Origin of the sequence: Stenotrophomonas sp. SMYL86 (genome assembly GCF_036320025.1) — a bacterium.
In the GTDB taxonomy this organism is placed as follows: Bacteria; Pseudomonadota; Gammaproteobacteria; order Xanthomonadales; family Xanthomonadaceae; genus Stenotrophomonas; species Stenotrophomonas maltophilia_A.
This window is the reverse complement of record NZ_JAWIRU010000024.1, coordinates 50,509-68,079: the sequence shown is the minus strand read 5'-3', so window position 1 is coordinate 68,079 and position 17,571 is coordinate 50,509. Positions and strand designations below refer to the sequence as shown.

At 58.1% G+C, this 17,571-nt stretch carries 11 protein-coding genes; 3 read left to right on the top strand and 8 right to left on the bottom strand.

Going from position 1 to position 17,571, the window contains the following annotated elements:
• Positions 1-78 precede the first annotated feature (78 nt).
• Both V3B64_RS19745 and V3B64_RS19740 read right to left on the bottom strand, forming a co-directional pair.
• Positions 79-876, bottom strand: a complete 798-nt coding sequence (locus tag V3B64_RS19745; RefSeq protein ID WP_004139602.1) for a siderophore-interacting protein — start codon at positions 874-876, stop codon at positions 79-81.
• Positions 877-935: 59 nt separating this feature from the next.
• Entirely contained in the window at positions 936-1,496 is a 561-nt protein-coding gene (locus V3B64_RS19740) for a PadR family transcriptional regulator (RefSeq protein ID WP_100467709.1), read from the bottom strand.
• Between the two features lie 568 nt (positions 1,497-2,064).
• Here V3B64_RS19740 and aceE point away from each other — a divergent pair.
• The 3 genes from aceE to V3B64_RS19725 all read left to right on the top strand — a co-directional run bounded on the left by aceE (position 2,065) and on the right by V3B64_RS19725 (position 6,489).
• Entirely contained in the window at positions 2,065-4,752 is a 2,688-nt protein-coding gene (gene aceE / locus V3B64_RS19735; protein WP_004139606.1) for a pyruvate dehydrogenase (acetyl-transferring), homodimeric type, read from the top strand.
• Between the two features lie 73 nt (positions 4,753-4,825).
• Positions 4,826-5,416 carry a hypothetical protein gene (locus V3B64_RS19730; RefSeq protein ID WP_154351949.1) on the top strand — a complete coding sequence of 197 codons (591 nt, stop codon included), beginning with the start codon at positions 4,826-4,828 and terminating at the stop codon, positions 5,414-5,416.
• Entirely contained in the window at positions 5,413-6,489 is a 1,077-nt protein-coding gene (locus V3B64_RS19725) for a DUF262 domain-containing protein (RefSeq protein ID WP_154351950.1), read from the top strand. The genes V3B64_RS19730 and V3B64_RS19725 overlap by 4 nt, the downstream gene beginning before the upstream one ends.
• Positions 6,490-6,548: 59 nt before the next feature.
• On the opposite strand, the gene V3B64_RS19720 is transcribed toward V3B64_RS19725, so the two are convergent.
• From V3B64_RS19720 to dcm, 6 genes are read right to left on the bottom strand one after another with little or no spacing between them, the layout of a single operon-like run.
• Complete coding sequence (locus V3B64_RS19720) at positions 6,549-8,342, bottom strand: AIPR family protein (protein WP_154351951.1); 1,794 nt, start codon at positions 8,340-8,342, stop codon at positions 6,549-6,551.
• Complete coding sequence (locus tag V3B64_RS19715; RefSeq protein WP_154351952.1) at positions 8,333-9,361, bottom strand: PD-(D/E)XK motif protein; 1,029 nt, start codon at positions 9,359-9,361, stop codon at positions 8,333-8,335. The genes V3B64_RS19720 and V3B64_RS19715 overlap by 10 nt, the downstream gene beginning before the upstream one ends.
• Positions 9,342-12,311 carry a Z1 domain-containing protein gene (locus tag V3B64_RS19710; RefSeq protein WP_329914774.1) on the bottom strand — a complete coding sequence of 990 codons (2,970 nt, stop codon included), beginning with the start codon at positions 12,309-12,311 and terminating at the stop codon, positions 9,342-9,344. The genes V3B64_RS19715 and V3B64_RS19710 overlap by 20 nt, the downstream gene beginning before the upstream one ends.
• Positions 12,312-12,321: 10 nt before the next feature.
• A complete protein-coding gene (locus V3B64_RS19705; protein ID WP_329914773.1) occupies positions 12,322-13,779 on the bottom strand; it encodes an ATP-binding protein in 1,458 nt (485 codons plus the stop codon).
• 43 nt (positions 13,780-13,822) lie between these two features.
• Positions 13,823-15,943, bottom strand: a complete 2,121-nt coding sequence (locus tag V3B64_RS19700) for a sigma-70 family RNA polymerase sigma factor (RefSeq protein ID WP_329914772.1) — start codon at positions 15,941-15,943, stop codon at positions 13,823-13,825.
• Positions 15,944-15,983: 40 nt separating this feature from the next.
• Complete coding sequence (dcm, locus tag V3B64_RS19695; protein ID WP_107432262.1) at positions 15,984-17,561, bottom strand: DNA (cytosine-5-)-methyltransferase; 1,578 nt, start codon at positions 17,559-17,561, stop codon at positions 15,984-15,986.
• Positions 17,562-17,571: the final 10 nt, after the last annotated feature.

Below are 17,571 nucleotides of genomic sequence, written 5' to 3'. Positions count from 1 at the left end.
CCGCCACTACCTATCGGAGGGCGTGCGGACCAACGGTCCGCACCCACCAAGCAGGGGCTGCACCCACCGGCTGCCCGGTCAATCGCCGTCGGTTTCGTCCGGGTGGGCCTTCCAGTAGCCGGTGGAACGGATCCAGTCGCGCGGCACGCCCAGGTGGCCTTCGATGAACTTGCGCATCATCCGGGCGCGGCGCGATTCGGTGGCGATCCAGTAGAAGACATCGCCGTCCGGTGCCTCGAAGTCGGTCAGCATGTCTTCCAGCAGCGTGCTGCTGGCCGCCGGAAAGCCATTGCGCTCCAGCCAGTGGATACGCACGTTCTCGTACTGCGGCAGGTCCTGGCGTTCGGCTTCATCGCTCACTTCGATGAAGGCCTGCACCTCGGCATCCTCCGGCAGCACGTCCAGCCAGCGGGCGATGGCCGGCAGCGCGGTTTCATCGCCAATCAGCACATAGGCGTCGTAGCTGTCGGCCACCACGAACGAGCCGCGCGGGCCGCCGATCACCAGCGTGTCGCCAGCCTTGGCCTGCTCGGCCCACGGCCCGGCAATGCCCTGGTCGTGCAGCACGAAGTCGATGGCCAGCTCGCCGGTTTCGTGGTCCCACCAGCGCGGCGTGTAGTCGCGGGCCGGTGAGGGCTCCTTGCCGGCCGGATAGCTGCGGCCTTCGGCAGTGACCACCGGCAGCACCATCTCGCCGCTGGCATTGGGGAAGAACAGCTTGATGTGGTCGTCGGCGCCGGGCGAATCGAAACCGGCCAGCTCGGCGCCGCCCAGCACGATGCGGCGCATGTGCGGGGTGACCTCTTCGGTGCGCAGCACGGTCAGTTCACGGAAGCGCACATCCAGGCGCAGGCGCGTGTTGTTGTGTTCGGTCATGGGGTTACCTGTAAAGGTGTCGCGCGGGGGCGCGCGGCGTAGGGGCGACCTGGCTGGAGTCAGTCTGGCTGGGTCATTGAAAAGGATTGGCTCTCGCTACCGGCCGTACCGTTGAGCAGCGCGGATGCCCGCGTCAGCAGCGCCGCTACTTCTTCCGCCTCGCCCTCGGCCCAGCGGCCGTGGTGATGCACCAGCGCCCGCTTGAACTCGCGCAGGGCACCGGCCAGCGGCGGCGGCAGCGAGGCCTTGGTGATCTCGCGGGCACGGTCGAAGGCGCGTCGCTGCGCCAGGCGCACCTGGGTGCGCTGCACCTTCAGCTCGAACTCGCCGGCGGTGGTGATGCGGAAGATCCGCTTGCCGTCCACTTCCTCGGCCTCGATCCAGCCGGCCTGCTCGAAGCTGGCCAGCAGCGGGTACATGGTGCCGGCGCTGGGCGTGTAGGCCTGCATGAACTGGTTGCTGATCAGCTGCATCAGCTCGTAGCCGTGGCGCGGCTGCTCGCCGATCAGGGCCAGCACCAGCAGGCGCAGGTCGCCGCGGCTGAGCACCCGCGGCTGGCCGTTGCGGCGTGGCACTTCCGGATTGGTGGAACGGGCTCTGGGAGAAGCGGTACGGCTCATTTCGATATATCGGTAAACGAGTGTTCAAACGATATATCGATATATCGAAGCCGACAATCATCGATCCGGCCACAAGCAGGTCAGTTTTGGGCCACGGCCGGCCCCGCGCACAGCAAAAGGGGCGCCCCTTGCGAGGCGCCCCGGGCAACACTGTGGAAGGGAGTGAGGCAGGGCCAGACGGCGGACCGAAGCGGGCGAGGCCAACACTCGAGGCCTACCCTGAGGGCAGGGCGGGGGGCGATCCAGAGGCAGGTGCGACACGTTGTCGCCGGTTCAGCGCCGGCACGCGTAGCCGATACAGGTGGGCATGGCGCTGCCCTACAACCGTCATCGGCAGCGGTAACACTGCGTCCTGCACATGGGCGCAGCGGCCCGCAAGCGACAGCCCGCGCAGCCAACAAGGCCCGCCGCAGGGCCTTCAGCGGGCCCGGCAAGCCCCTTGCGGACACTGGCCGGTTGCATCCATACGCCTGCGTAGCCAAGTGACGAAAGCCCTTGGTGCGCTACACTTTGCGGTCTAGAAATCTATACAACAGTCGCGCGCGTGCGTGCGGTTATGGGAGCGCTAATGAACTGGTTGAACGAGGTGCTGAACAACGACCCGAATCCTGTGGAAACCCAGGAGTGGATCGAGTCGTTGAAGGCCGTTATTGATGTCGAGGGCTCCGAGCGCGCGCATCAGCTGCTGGAAGGCATGGTGGAACTGACCCGTCGTTCGGGCGCCTACCTGCCGTTCTCTCCCACCACCGAGTACGTCAACACCATCGAGCCGCAGCTCGAGGCCAAGAGCCCGGGCAATGCCGAGCTGGAATGGCGCATCCGTTCGATCATCCGCTGGAATGCGATGGCCACCGTGGTACGCGCCAACCGCAAGCCGGGTGACCTGGGCGGCCACATCGCCTCGTTCGCCTCCGGCGCTACCCTGTACGACGTGGGCTTCAACCACTTCTGGCGCGCCCCGAGCGAAAACCACCCGGGCGACCTGCTGTTCATCCAGGGCCACAGCGCCCCGGGCATCTACGCGCGCTCCTTCCTGGAAGGCCGCATCAGCGAAGAGCAGCTGGACAAGTTCCGCATGGAAGTGGACGGCGGTGGCCTGTCCTCGTACCCGCACCCGTGGCTGATGCCGGAATACTGGCAGACCCCGACCGTGTCGATGGGCCTGGGCCCGCTGGCTGCCATCTACCAGGCGCAGTTCATGCGCTACCTGGAAAACCGTGGCCTGATCGAGAAGTCCGACCGCAAGGTGTGGTGCTTCATCGGCGACGGCGAGAGCGACGAGCCGGAAACCCTGGGTGCCATCGCCCTGGCCGGCCGTGAAGGCCTGGACAACCTGATCTTCGTGGTGAACTGCAACCTGCAGCGCCTGGACGGCCCGGTGCGCGGCAACGGCAAGATCATCCAGGAACTGGAAGGCGTGTTCCGTGGCGGCGGCTGGAACGTGATCAAGCTGCTGTGGGGCGGTTACTGGGATGCCCTGCTGGCCAAGGACAGCGACGGCGTCCTGAAGAAGCTGATGATGGAAACCGTCGACGGCGAATACCAGAACTGCAAGGCCTTCGGCGGCGCGTATACCCGCGAGCATTTCTTCGGCAAGTACCCGGAAACCGCTGCGATGGTCGCCGGCCTGAGCGACGACGACATCTGGCGCCTGAACCGTGGTGGCCACGACCCGCACAAGGTGTACGCCGCCTACCACCAGGCCGTGAACACCAAGGGCATGCCGACCGTCATCCTGGCCAAGACCGTGAAGGGCTACGGCATGGGCAGCGCCGGTGAGGCACTGAACCCGACCCACCAGACCAAGAAGCTGGACGACGAAGCGGTGCGCCACTTCCGCGACCGCTTCAACATTCCGGTGACCGACGCGCAGCTGGCCGACGGCCAGGTGCCGTTCTACCACCCGGGCCCGGATTCGCCGGAAGTGCAGTACCTGCAGGAACGCCGTGCCGCGCTGGGCGGTTACCTGCCGCAGCGCCGCCGCAAGGCCGACAAGACCTTCGTGGCGCCGAAGCTGGAAGCCTACGAGCGCCTGCTGAAGAGCAGCGGCGAGCGCAGCTACTCCACCACCATGGCGTTCGTGCAGAGTCTGAACATCACCCTGCGTGACAAGGAACTGGGCCCGCACATCGTGCCGATCGTGGCCGACGAAGCCCGTACCTTCGGTATGGAAGGCCTGTTCCGCCAGATCGGCATCTACGCGCCGTTCGGCCAGAAGTACAAGCCGGTCGACGCCGACCAGCTGATGTTCTACCGCGAAGACCAGAGCGGCCAGGTGCTGCAGCAGGGCATCAGCGAGCCGGGTGCGATCAGCTCGTGGATGGCGGCTGGTACCAGCTACTCGGTCAGCAACGTGCCGATGCTGCCGTTCTACATCTACTACTCGATGTTCGGCTTCCAGCGCGTGGGCGACATCGCCTGGCAGGCCGCCGACATGCGTACCCGCGGCTTCCTGCTGGGTGGCACCGCCGGCCGCACCACGCTGAACGGTGAAGGCCTGCAGCACGAAGATGGCTTCAGCCATCTGGTGGCCGGTGGCATCCCGAACGTGCGCAGCTACGACCCGACCTTCGGCTTCGAAGTGACCGTGGTGCTGCAGCACGGCACCAAGCGCATGATGGAAGACCAGGTGGACGAGTATTACTACGTCACCCTGATGAACGAGAACTACACCCACCCGGAAATGCCGGAAGGCGCGGCCGAAGGCATCGTCAAGGGCATGTACCTGCTGACCGACGCCGGCAAGCCGAAGAAGGGCGAGCTGCGCGTGCAGCTGCTGGGCTCGGGCACCATCCTGCGCGAAGCCATCGCCGCCGCCGAACTGCTGGACAAGGACTTCGGCGTGACCGCCGACATCTGGAGCTGCCCGAGCTTCAACGAACTGCGTCGCGATGGTTTCGACGTGGAACGTGCCAACCGCCTGCATCCGGAAGGTGAGCAGCGCAAGGCCTACGTGACCGAGCTGCTGGAAGGCCGCCAGGGCCCGGCGATTGCCGCCACCGACTACGTGCGTGCGTATGCGGATCAGATCCGCGCGTTCGTGCCGATGTCGTACACCGTGCTGGGTACCGATGGATTTGGTCGTTCGGATACGCGTGCGAACCTGCGCCGGTTCTTCGAGGTTGACCGCTACTACATCGCGCATGCCGCGATTGCGGCGCTGGCGAAGGAAGGGAAGATGACCGCGAAGGATGTGGCCCGGGCGATCAAGCAGTACAAGATTGATCCGGAGAAGGCTAACCCTGTTGGGGTTTGATTGAGAAGTAAAAAGGGGCAGCTGAGGCTGCCCCTTCTTTTTACGCCTTTTCAGTAAAGGATAGAGGGGGGCTATGGACAGAAAGAGGGTGATTGTTGAATCAATCGGGAAGGGCACATCGAGTAGTGATGTCGCAATGCGGATGCTTGTTCTTTCCCCAACAGTGGCATTCGAAGGCTGTGAAGACATCGGCTTCTCGATAACAGAATCTATTGCCGAGTTCTTTTCGGTTTCCGTTCGATCTGTCCATGTTTGCGGATCGGCTAAGCTGGGATTTAGTCCTGTAAAAAAGACGCCTTTCTCTAGAGGCGAATCTGACCTTGATGTAGCGATCATAGACCATGATTGCTTTAATCGATACGTCGGCGAAGTGATCGTCGCAACCAACCAGTATCGAGATAGAAGAGGCTTTGCCCGGAAGCATGGCGCCGTGGGTAGTACTTATGACTCTTTTGTTGAGTATCTTGCCAAGGGGATATTTAGGCCGGATATGATGCCGTATTGTGACGCGAGAAAATTGTGGATGGAGTTCTTTCGAAAGCTGTCACTAGACCACTCTGGCGTTTTTTCGAAAATATCTGCAGGCATATATCTGTCCGATGTTGCGTTTAAGTTAAAGCAGTCAAACGTATTCGCAGACATGGGGAGGAAGGGGTTTTTATGATTAAGTATCATGTCCGATCGAGGGATTTAATAACAGTTGTTAACGACATCAATATGGGGCGCTTGATCCTTGATGCGTACTTCCAACGAAATTTGGTATGGCGAGAGGTGCATAAACAGGATTTCATTAAGACCATCTTGCTGGGATTTCCGTGTCCGCAAATATTTATATCAAAGGGTGTAATTGATGTCGAAAATATGGCCACCACTTCTTGCGTGGTCGATGGTCAGCAGCGGCTCAATGCAATAAGTGAGTATATCGCGGGAGTGTTCCCCGTTGATGGAAGTACATATCAAGAGCTTAGTAGCGATGCCAAATCAGAATTCCTGAAGTATGAGTTAGCTGTCATAGAATTGGATTTGGATAACAATGATGGAAGGGTCAAGGAAATATTCCAGCGCCTTAATAGGACTTCGAATTCGTTGACCGCCATCGAGAAACTTGCTTCGCAGTACGCGCCCTCTCAATACATGCTCGTAGCAAGCCATCTGGCGGGAGAACTTGGTTCCATCAATGACGACGAGGAGGAAGACAAGTTCCGAATCGATCCGTCGGTGGATAAGTCGTTCTTTGACTGGGCGGCGGCACATCCGACGCCGTACTTCAATCGATTGTACGACGAGTACGGCGTTTTTAAAGCGCACGAGGTTTCAAGGAAAGTGCATTTGATGCACATATTGAATCTCATGACGACAGTGTTGTCTGGTTTTTTCAATCGAAACGTTCGAGCCAAGGAATACTTGGATCAATACGCTCAGGATTTTGAGGACAAGGAGCTTGTCGTGGGGCTTCTTGAAGCCTCGGCGAAATTAATAGTAAGCGCTCAGTTCCAGCAAGGGTCATACTGGTTAAATAAGGCCAACTTGTTTTCGCTAATTGTCGCCGTGGCTGACTCCATAGTTAGCGGGTCCGTGATTGACCCTGGGAAGCTAAAGATTGAGCTTGGCAAATTCGAGAACACGCTGCCGGATGACTACAGGCTCGCTGCGGCGGAGGGTGTTAATGATTCTCGGGAGCGGAAGCTCAGGAATAAATATTTAGTGGAAATCGTCAAGCTGGCTGCTGCAGTTTGAATGCAGCAAGGGGCGCTGGCAAGTTTGATTGCGGCGCCCCTGCATCCTTGACCCGTGTGCTATCTAAGTTCTGACACGGCGGAGATTAGGGGGCTGAGTTTGAGCGTACGTAACACGTGCCAGCACTCCTCCTTCTTTGCCCACTCGCTGATCATTTTGCCCTTGGCTGAAGCGTGCAGGGCCAAACTGACTTCCTTGGCCCATACCCGGATCTGATCCTTGAAGCCATCAGAGAGGCCTTGTTGCTCCCACACGCGCATCAGATCGATCTTTGATCCGTGCTGCTGGGCCAATAACGCGACCAAGTAGATGGAGACATTGCCTTGGAACGCAGGCAGTAGCGGACGGACGAGCGACTGAACCTGTTTGAATATGATGACTTTGGCAATCATCTGCTTGAACCCGGTTGCATCCGGAACCACAGATTCTCCGAGCTCTTCCCGTTCTTTCACATCGTCCATGAAGCGGGCGAAGTTCTTTTGACCGCCGAGACTGGCTTGGTCTGGTCGTCCATCCCAAGAGTTCAGGAACTTGGCGAGGTCTGTCTTGACCAAGCGCCGGGCCGGCGGAATAACTGTGGTCTTGAGGGCCCGGTACTTGGCAGGCGTACTGCCTTCGCGCGCCAGCTTGGTGTTGTAACTACCTGAGGCACGTTCATAGAACCACCGGCCGACACCGTCTGGTAGATAGACGGTGTCGGAAAGTTTCTCGAGTTCAACATGGAACGGTGAGTTGGCAGACAGATCGGACTGCTTGACAGTATTCTGGCTGTTCGCGAAACGCGAGATGTCGCTGATAAGCGCTTCCTCCGCAGCAGAGTTCTCCGTCTTCAGGATTACCACCTTCGCCGGAACCTGAACCTTGGACAGGTCGGTGTCTGCAAACTTCTTCTTGGTGAAGTAGATGGACGCGGTCGTCTGACCTCCGTTGACGATCTGCATCCCCTTGAGCCAAGCAATGCCAGGTCCTCCATCGCTGGTCTTCCCAAGGCTGACTTCGTCGGCGACCACCACGATGCCGTTGTTGTAGGCGACAAACTTCTCTGGCTCCGAGCGCAGCGTGGCTTGGATGCCCTTGTTGACCTTTCCGGTTGCACTCAAGAATGACCGCACATTCGCCTCAAGAAGTCTGGCACCGTACTTGTCATACAGATGGCGAAGCACGTCGGCTGGGAATACGGTCATCGCGTAGTCATAGCTGTCTTCCTCGCCCCGAATATAGACGCACGGGAGCGGGGTGCCCGCCACTTCCGCAAAATTGACTACCAGCTCGTCCCTCGGCTTTCCCTCTGACAGGTGGCGGTTGAGCCTCTCGATGTCCATCACCTCAAGTCGCACGGTCCGGCCCCCGACCTCCTGCGACTTGAAGTTCTTGGTCTTTACCTGGCCATCCGTCAGCACGTAGATGCGGATCTCCTCGAAGTCCCGATAGCCACGTTCAATGTGCACCGCGAGTTCGTACGCATCGTTCGATGGATCGAGCGTCTTCGTCATCTTTCCCTGGGCAGATTGGGAAAGAAATCGAAAGCAGTACTCCGCTGCTTGCTTTGCTTCAGAGTCCGGAACGGCCTGGACCTTGTCCGAATCCTTGTAGGACGTCACGAACAGGTCAAGGCGTTCTCCGTCCTCAGAGATGGAGTATCCGCTTAGCCTGATGTTTCCGACATGGACGCGCGTATCAACGTGGCAGACCTGTGGCTCATACGTCATGCCCACTTCTTCCATGTGGCGCATCGTAATCTCGGCGAAAACCAGCTCCGGATAGGGATACGCGGCCCCAGAAACGGACATTCGATCCTCTATTTCATCCTGTACTTCCGCGCGAATCTGCGAAAGGAAATCGGTCAATTCCATTGATTCTTCACTCCAAGACTAGTCGAAATATCAGCGTAAGTAGACGCCGTAATCGGAAATGCATCCAGATCGAGCGAGTAACGTGCCTCATGGATTGCTGCGGGCACGCTGGAACGAGTGAGGCGAGGCGATTCAGCGAATACGATTCGATATGTGAGCTCACTGGACCGGAAGCGCCTTGTGTACTCGGCTCGAGTCATGTCCATGTAGCCAGCCGAAACGAGCCGACTGTTCAGCAAGGCAGATGCGCCGGGATCGTGGATTCTTCCAGCCACTTGGTCAATCAAGTCGGGAAGGGTTGATCCCCCACTCAGTTGAGTTAGACGAACCGCCGCAACAAAGAGCGGCTGGTGCAGGCTGTCATCCAACTGATCAAGGTTGGAAATCCTTGCGATAAATCCTGCCGGTGCCAGGGTTGTCTTCACTTCGATTGCACCATCACCAAGCAGGAAGTCGTGTAGCCCGTCGTCAGGCCCGGCCCAGCTGTCGAGAGCGTCGAATTCTGAAACTCCATCGTCCAGAAGGTTTTGAAGAACCAAGAGTTCTCCAAAGAGCCCAATCTCTTCCTCCGTGGAAAGAACGCCATCGCTATCGCGCTTCATGAAGGCTTGCCAGGCACGGATCCTGGAAATCATTGCACTATGAATCCGTAGGCCGTCCTGAGTGGACGTGCTCTCCATCAGGTTCACCAGATCTACCGCCACTTTGGTAAAGAGCTCCAGCGATCCCGACTCCTGTCGAACCAGGGCAAACCACGAATGGCCTGCAGGGTGGCCCTGAAGCTCTGTGCTTATGAGGCTGAACCCCTGGCCGCGTGGCAGCTGAAATGGTTGGGATGGCACGTTTCCCTTGACGCCGACCAGGACGCTCTCTTCATTCCGCGCACCACGACGGCCTGCCATGACGCAGCAGTTGCCGATGCTGAAAAGCTCGATAACCTTCCAGCCATCCCCTGTGGCAAGGCCGCTCAAGGCGCGCCACGCGGCGACCAGCTCTGTGTCACTGCTGGAGCTGAGCATTCATATCCTCCCAGCCGATGTTGTTGATGACGTACTCGGGGATGTCGGAATACTCGCTCTCCCAACCGACGTTGTTCACCTTGTAGGGAACCTTGATATCGGAGCTGCTTCCAGGGAAGCTCACGGCAAATGCCAAGACGGGTGGGGCGCCTGCAAGGTTCTTCGGGCGCTCCCAATCTGCCCCTATCCTGGCGCCCGCACGAGCTGGATCAAGAACATACAGAATCAGCAGGCCCTTCTCTGGCTCCGCCGTCACGGTCGAAGTTCCCTTGCCTCGAACTCGCCGCAGCGCCACGCCACTGGGGGTGTGCGGAGCCGAAGCACTTTTCTTCTCCTCTTTCTTCTCCCAAGTGGATACGGTGAGCGCGAGCGCGGCGTCCCATTGATCCTGGCTCACGTCAATTGACTCGTCGGTCGGATCAAGGAGGACGCCGATCGAGTACCGGCTCCCCTCCATCGAATCCGCCTTTCTGCGCGCCATGCCAACACTAATCCCGGGAGCAAGCTCATAGGGCTCACCCGATTGAGTCCCCAGAACCGCCACTGTCCACCCCGTGAGCTCGTTTGTTTCCGCCATCTTGCGGATGAACTGAGCAAGCACGTTGCTGTTCACCCGGTGGGCGGCTGACAGTGTGCTGTAGCTGTCAAGGAAGTCGACTACGGTTGTGAAGTCGACACCTCGCCAGAGATGCCCCTGCCATTCCTTGGAGCCCCCTTGGAATGCCGCCTTTATGGGGTTGCTCTCGTCAGGTTTTCCCATCTGCACGGCAAGCCGATTACCCGCATCCAGGTTTCGATTCAGAGTCGGTTTATCAGTTGGGAAGCTGACTGTCTGAACAAGCTCTCCACTGTACGAAAGGTGCAGTGTCTTCGCGCTCCGCATCTTGATCTGCGACGTAACCATCATCTCGGGATGCGACTGGACCTTCAGCCCAAACTCCCTCGGCGTGGCCCCAGAATTGGCCATGAGATCGAACTCTTCTCTCAGCTCTGCTGATGCATCAGAGATATGCTTGAACCAGCGAATGAGGTCCGGGGATGTATAGAGACGGCAGAGATCAAGGTAGCCCGGACGGTATCCGAACCACCGACCCATCTGCATCAGCGTGTCGTACATCTTTGATGCGCGCAGGAAGTAGCTGGTGCAGAGGCCTTCCAGCGTAAGGCCGCGAGCAAGCTTGTCGCCACCGATAGCGATGACTTTGAGGCCTCGATCCTTGTTCTGCTCGTAATCCAAGGCATCCTTGGCAGTTCCGTTGATCATTCGCACTTCGATGTCATCGAGTACTCCCGTCAGCGCAGACGCGACGTCTTGCCAAGTAGCATCTGCACTGGGAAGGTCACCCAACCCAAGCTCACGAACCGCGGCAGAAGCAGGAAGGAAGTCACGATTCCACAGCTCCTGCAGACTGGATAGAACGTCGGCGTGGTCTATCCCGCGCCCAATAGCCTGTCGGGCATGCTTGACGTAATCGTCAATGTCAGCCTTTACCACCTTCTGGACGTTGTTGAATCGTGTGACGTGAACGAGCATCGAGCTATGCTTCTTTCCTTGGCCACGGAGCTTCCTGACAGTGCATGCCAGGATAAAGGAGTTGACTGCCTCTCTTAGACTTGGTGGCAGCGCGTGCTCATTGCTCCACACCGGAACATGATCGATCTTGTGGCCCGTCGGCATCCATCCCGTTGTCTTGTCGTCTGACTGGTAGTCACCCACCGGTTGGGTCAGAGGAAGCTGTCCCTCGCGACCCTCCGGGGACGCGCGCCCAAACATTGTCGTAGGGCCAACGTAATTGTCCGGTGCCGCCAGGTTCTGGATGAAGGCGGATGGGAATAGATCAGGACCTTCGTTGCGTGTCTCACCGCGTTCATGAATGAAGATGTTTGCGAAAGGCGTGGCGGTGTAGCCCACGTATGCTGAGCGCGAGAATGAATTCAGTATGCGCCGGATCAGTTTGTTGATCGCTGTTGGATCATGTTCCTCATCGGGATTTCCTTCTTCGTCGACTACCTCTTCACCAGTGTCAACTGAGGCATTGTCAGCTTCGTCATCGATGATGAGCAATGGGAACTTGGTCGCCCTTCTGGCCACGATGGGGAGCTCTTTCGTGTTCGAGGAGGCGGGCTCCGCGCCTGGAACAGGAGCGTCCGCGACGTGCGTCTGAATCCACCTGAGAAGCCTGGCAAGTACCGATTTGTTCTTCTTGACGACAAACAGCCAAGGCCGCTGTTCTGGGCTGATCGAAAACTGCTTTCCAGCTGACTCACCGAAATCACCGTTGTCAGCTCGTGTTGTAGCGCAATTGGGCTTGATGGACAGGTCACTGTCGATCAAGCCGACACCCACGCGCTTGAGCACATCATGCGTAGAGTTGGTCTCATACCCGAGGAAGCCTTCCTCTAGGCGTATCTGGGTCTGGGATCGCAGATTTTTATGTAGGCCGGCGAGGACGATGATAATTTTGTACTGCGCATCCGCCGCCTTGCATACAAGGCCGGTGTAGCTCGCTGTCTTGCCTGACTGCACGTGACCGACAACAAGCCCCCGGCGACTCCACTGGCCTTCACGCAGAGGATCCTCAAGCATCCCTAGAATCTTGTCAGTTGATTTGTCCAGGTTGTCAGCGATATCCCAGGACAGGTCCTTCTCGATCATCTCCCGATACCGCTGCCAGTAGCGCCAGTCCTCTTTCCTGGAGGAGTCGAGCCAGGGTTCATGGCCTCGATCGTCGGAGAGACTGATGTCATCACCGATCCATACACTGAATCGCCGGATAAGCTCGTCCGTAACAGCGTCACGATCAAGATCGGCTGCCCACTTTCGATTCATCATCAGCACCAGGCTGATCTTCTCGTCAATCAACGTAGGAGTGATCGGTCCTGAATCCTTCTCGCCAGCCAGAAGCTCCTGGACAATCTTGATAACGCTGCTTTCGCTTGAGTCACTCATGGTTCTCTCTTCAGTCCTTGGAGATGTTGTCCGGCAAATTCTTGACCAGCTCTGAGTGGAGATCGAAGGGTTCGGTTCTTAGAAGCTGCCGCTTTGCCATGCTCGGCGACATGCCCTTCTTCTCCACCAGGCTCCGGTAGATCACATTGAGAACCTCTCGAACTGAGTCGTCGGGCTCCCCTGTGAATCCCCCCTTTGCATGCTCTCCGCTTTCCGCAGCTTCAAGCCAGATTCTCTGCACTGGGATAGTTTCTTCGAGGACACGCAGCATCGCTTCAACCTTGGTGCCGTACGCTGCGTCATCCAGCAGTTCTTTCACCGCTGCATGCGTACGGTCGACACGGTAGCGTCGCCCTGTCACCGTCTCTCTCGATTGCCACACGGGTACAACCTCGTCGCGGCGGCCCAGCGATGAATTCGAATGCGCCCGATGCAGGAACACCTTGCGCGCCCTGTCGCGCGCGTCTTCGGCCAAGCGGTAGAGCTGATCCCGCAGTGCAGCGGGAGGTTGAGCGGATGACTTGCGGATGTCGATCTTCCATTGCGCATCAAGATCGTTGGGCAGGTCCAGTCGGATGCGCGCGAGCCTGTGAGCCTCGTCCTTGGACCAGGAGCGTCCACGTCCTAGGCCGAGCCAGCTGCCTGCAACCAAAAGTCTCCGTCCACGATAGATGTAGAAGCCTTGCTGACTCGACCATCCTTCGATTCCGCCCGCTTCAGCGTAGGCCTTGTCGTTGAGGCGGTCCTTGTGGGGCAGCACGAAGGCCTGGCTGGTGATTCTCAGACCACCTTCGCCAACGCTCGACTCGGGTGACCTCCAGGTTGCCGGATTTGACGACAGGAATGGGTCCCATGGTCTAACTGCCTTCCCGTTGAGCCGCAGCTCAATGCCGGGGCCGCTGCCGTCAAGATAGCGGTGGAAGATCATTGCGAGGTGGCGCTCCACGTCGTCAATGAGGTCAAGGAAATGCCTGCTTGTGAAGCCTTCAGTGACAATCCGATCGAGTTGTTCCCACAGGACTACTGTCCCTGATGACTGGGCAGTGTGCTGTACCAGGCGTGCCTCTGAGGATGACTCGGGTCCATCAAGAAGGTGCCACTCGCCATCAGGATCTGAAGCAAGGACATCCAGATCCCAGCGCAGGCAGCTAGATTGACCATCCTTGATGCTCAGAACTGTCAACCTTCTGGCTTGTGAGAACGATGCTGTCTTGAGTCCCAGGCCAAAGCGACCCAAGTCCGAGGCTCCCCGTACGTCCAAGGGGTTGCGGTCGCCGAGGCGCATTGCGCTGAATAGCTCAGCATCGTTCATGCCTCTGCCGTCATCTGCAACGGATATCCAGCTGTCTACGCCATTCCAATTGAATCCGACCTCTACTTGGCCGGCGCCAGCGGAAATGCTGTTGTCCACCAGGTCTGCCAGCGCCGTGGCCGTCGTGTAGCCCAGGCCGCGCAGTGCCTCAACCATGGCGTCAGCCCTCGGGGGAGCATTTCGGCCTTGTGGCCTACCTTTACTGTTCTGCTGCATCGTCAGCCTCCGGCTTTCCATTGACCAACTCCCTGAGACGTCGCGAAGGGTGGCGCATCAGTCTTAGCGCCTTGGACTCAATCTGACGTATCCGCTCTCGAGTCACGCCAAAGATCTGGCCGACTTCCTCCAATGTCTTGTCGTTGCCGTCGATCAATCCAAACCGATGCCGGATGACTTCAGCTTCTCTTGAACCAAGCGCACTTAGGCAGTCATCGATCGCTCGCCTACGCAGATATCCATCAGTGACTTCCTCAGGCGGCTGAAAGGTATCTGGAGTGGCGAGGACCAAATCTGCTATCTCATCCTGCTGGTCCCAAGAGACCGCGTCGTGCGCCACATTCAGCAAATTTGCTACATCTTCAACTGATAGATCGCAGACCTTGGCGATGTCCTCGGCGCGCACGTCATCGAATGAGTCTTCACGGAGGATTCTGACTGCTTTTGAAACCTTGTTGACCTTTTCCATGACGTGTATGGGCAACCTTATGACACGCGCTGTGTCTCCGATGGCCCGTCCAACGGACTGTTTCAACCACCACATTGCATACGTAGAAAATTTGTTGCCCCTTGCGTAATCGAATCTGTCGATAGCCTTGAGCAGGCCTATCAGGCACTCCTGAATGCGATCCATGCGTGGCAGAGTGCTCCACGCGTGGCTGTCTGCCACGTGCACTGCGAGTCGAACGTTAGCATGGAACATCTCGAGCTTGAGGCGCGACAGACGCTGCACCGCTCTACGCAGTAGTACGCTTGTGCACCCAGCTGCCCTGAATTCCTTGTCAAACCGTTTAACGGTCGATGAGGTGAGCTCCAGCGCAGATACTGCGGCCAATGCATCCCTAGCAAGACCTTGGTTGTCTGGATCTTCCTGGAAGGCGAAACATCCGTAGCGTGCGCTTTCCAGCATGTCGCTCAGGTTGAGTCCACTGGCGGACCGGGCCGGGGCTGGATCATCATCGGCGTCATCCGAGGCGTCGAGAAGATCACTGGCGCGCTCATCGTTTTCGCTGCTGATGTGGCTGATTTGGCCGACTGAGACGCGACCCCGCTCAAGGTCTTTGGCTAGGCCTGCTATCGAAGCGACAGCATGGGGGCTCTCTGCGATGGCGCGATACGCATCCTTGAGGGACAAGTCCAGTAGAAGACCAATTCGCTCTTCGCCCGTACGGTCAAGCAGAACAGACGACTGCGCAATCTTTGCGAAGTGGAAGTAGGGATCGTTCGTCATGGACGCGAGATCCTGCATGAACTGCTCCAGTTCACCGATCTCGCTGTCCGATGCTGGTTCGCTCTCCTGTTCTAGATGCAGAGGACGTAGCCACTCATCTTCGTCTTCCGGCACGGCGTCAATCTGGCCCATAAGGACAGTGAGCTGGCGAAGTACATCGCCCCTCTCATCGCCTTCAATCTCACGGGAGATGACCTCAAGGTCAAGAGGATTGAAGTTGCCCTCCATCTGGGCGCGATGAACTAGGGCTTCGAAGAGTCCATGTGTCGAGCTGTGATTGAGCTCCCGGACCAGTGAAACTTCGGCGTGACTTGGGAGTAGCTTCGCCAGGTCATTCCAGTCCTCATCGTTATCGACAATTACGTGCTTGGAAATCACCTCCTGCACGATCTGTATTGTCGATCGAAGCGAGGGATCCTCCAGCGGCGCTTCGGTCGCGACTTCTTCCTCCCAAGTGGCAAAGAACTCGGATTCGAATTCAGCACCGTCGGGAGAGGAGTTCTGTGTGGAATCAGTGGCTCCCGTTTGAGCAGATTCCTCGGCCTCACCATCACGTTCATTGCTCCAGAGGCCGTCCAGCGTGGCTGATGAATCGTCAGCCTTCTGGACTGCAAGCCGCTGATCTTCGAGAGCATGCTCCGAAATCAGGCGGCAGAGATCCAGATGCCCTTTGGAAGCGGCAAGCATATGTAGTGTCCGCCCCTGCTGGTCGCGTGCCTCTACGTCACCCCCGAGTTGAAGGTAGCGCAGAACATGCTCCGCATCGCCGCGAAGCGCGGCGAGTCGAAGGAGCGGCTTCAGCGATGATTGCCGCTTGTCCCCGGCGCTGGCTTCACTGCCAGCCCGGGTACCTGTAGAGCCCAGGGACTCCATTTCCCCTTGATTCATTGGTTCCCCCTGTTGAACCCTTTGCCTAGCTGAGTATCGACCACACGACTCGGGCGATCTGTCTGGCAATCAAAGGCGGAACTGCATTTCCGACCTGTACAAATTGTTGAGTCCTATTGCCGAGGAAAACATAGTCGTCCGGGAACGACTGCAACCGAGCGGCCTCTCTGACAGTGAGACTTCGGCACTGGCGAGGATCCCAATGGATGAACGCGTGACCATCTCTCGAAAGGTGGCTGGTCACCGTATTTGAAGGTTTGCCCTTGAGCTGAACGCGGAAGCGATCCGAGAACGAACCACTTTCCCAGTTCAAGTGATCAGGCGCGAGCTTCTTTGGGAAGTCACGGCTGGTCGGTGATCTGTCGTGCTCGCGCGCGAATGCCGCGCAGAAGAGGTAGCGCCCGAGGTCGGATTTCATGTGTCCCCGAGTCTCATGGTTGAGCACGGAGTGCTGCGAGTCGCTCTTGAGCTGCTTGACGTAAGGGTTGCTGTCCTGGGTGTACTTGATCGAGCCGCGCGGAAGCCCGCCGGATGGAACAATCGAGCTGAGCTTCTCGATCAGCTGTGGATGGGATTTGCCCAGAATCCGGACCAGGCGATCCCTCTCCGATTCCATGGCCTTCCGCCATTCTTCGGGATCGTCCTGTTTGCGGCTCAGTCCGCTTCTCAGCCTGGGAAGCCCCTCGAGGGCTTTCTTCACACTGACGGGCTCTGCGGCATTGAGGCCGGGCAAGTCCTCGATTCCATCGGGAAGAAGATCTTCCCGGACACCCATGATGATGACCCGGTGTCTCGCCTGTGGAATTCCGTGGTTCTCACACTTGATGATGAATGCAGACGGATCCTCCGCGACAAGTTCGCTGGTCCGCTTCTGATTCGCCTCAACGTGGATAGGAAGAAGCACATAGCGATACCCGTTCTTTCCCCCCTTCTTTTCCCTTTTCAGGGCTGCAGCAGGGTCGGAGAGATCGCGCATGATTGCAGCGAACATCTCCTTGTTGCCAACCTTGGAAGTCAGGATTCCCTTGACGTTCTCCATGATGAAGACAGCGGGTGAGAACTCGTCAAGAAGACCCAGGTATTGCTTGTAGAGGAAATGCTTCTTGTCGCCCTTTGAGGAGAACCCCTCCACATGCCGCTGGCGAGCCCGGCCTACGACGGAGTAAGCCTGGCACGGGGGGCCTCCGATGAGGATCATCTTCTCGTACTGATCCTTGACCTCGTTGATCCGTGAATAGAGGGCCTGATTGTCCCGCTCTTCTCCCAGAGTGAGGTTGAGCGCTTCTCGCTCGGCTTCAGCCCACAGGTCGCTCCATCGACCGTTTCCAAAGTGTGTTGCCGGAGGAAGGGCGTCGCCCTTCGCAATTTCATCCAGATAGTCGTAGTACTCTTGCGGAACTTGGCCTTCCTGCCGGATGAGAAGGCGATAGAAGGCCCTGAGACGGAGAGTCGAATGCGCAGACTTCTCCATTTCAGCGGATACCGCGAGTTCGAAGGGGTACTTGGCACCTTCTTCGGATTTGAAGCTGCTGAACCCTTCGCCGAGGCCACCGGGGCCGGCAAAGATATCAATTACACCGATGGGCTTACGTACTGCGGTCAAGACGGAGTCT

Bases quoted from the DNA above. Each gene is read 5' to 3' on its own strand.
- V3B64_RS19745 (WP_004139602.1), bottom strand. From the start codon at position 876: ATGACCGAACACAACAACACGCGCCTGCGCCTGGATGTGCGCTTCCGT.
- V3B64_RS19740 (WP_100467709.1), bottom strand. From the start codon at position 1,496: ATGAGCCGTACCGCTTCTCCCAGAGCCCGTTCCACCAATCCGGAAGTG.
- aceE (WP_004139606.1), top strand. From the start codon at position 2,065: ATGAACTGGTTGAACGAGGTGCTGAACAACGACCCGAATCCTGTGGAA.
- V3B64_RS19730 (WP_154351949.1), top strand. From the start codon at position 4,826: ATGGACAGAAAGAGGGTGATTGTTGAATCAATCGGGAAGGGCACATCG.
- V3B64_RS19725 (WP_154351950.1), top strand. From the start codon at position 5,413: ATGATTAAGTATCATGTCCGATCGAGGGATTTAATAACAGTTGTTAAC.
- V3B64_RS19720 (WP_154351951.1), bottom strand. From the start codon at position 8,342: ATGGAATTGACCGATTTCCTTTCGCAGATTCGCGCGGAAGTACAGGAT.
- V3B64_RS19715 (WP_154351952.1), bottom strand. From the start codon at position 9,361: ATGCTCAGCTCCAGCAGTGACACAGAGCTGGTCGCCGCGTGGCGCGCC.
- V3B64_RS19710 (WP_329914774.1), bottom strand. From the start codon at position 12,311: ATGAGTGACTCAAGCGAAAGCAGCGTTATCAAGATTGTCCAGGAGCTT.
- V3B64_RS19705 (WP_329914773.1), bottom strand. From the start codon at position 13,779: ATGGTTGAGGCACTGCGCGGCCTGGGCTACACGACGGCCACGGCGCTG.
- V3B64_RS19700 (WP_329914772.1), bottom strand. From the start codon at position 15,943: ATGGAGTCCCTGGGCTCTACAGGTACCCGGGCTGGCAGTGAAGCCAGC.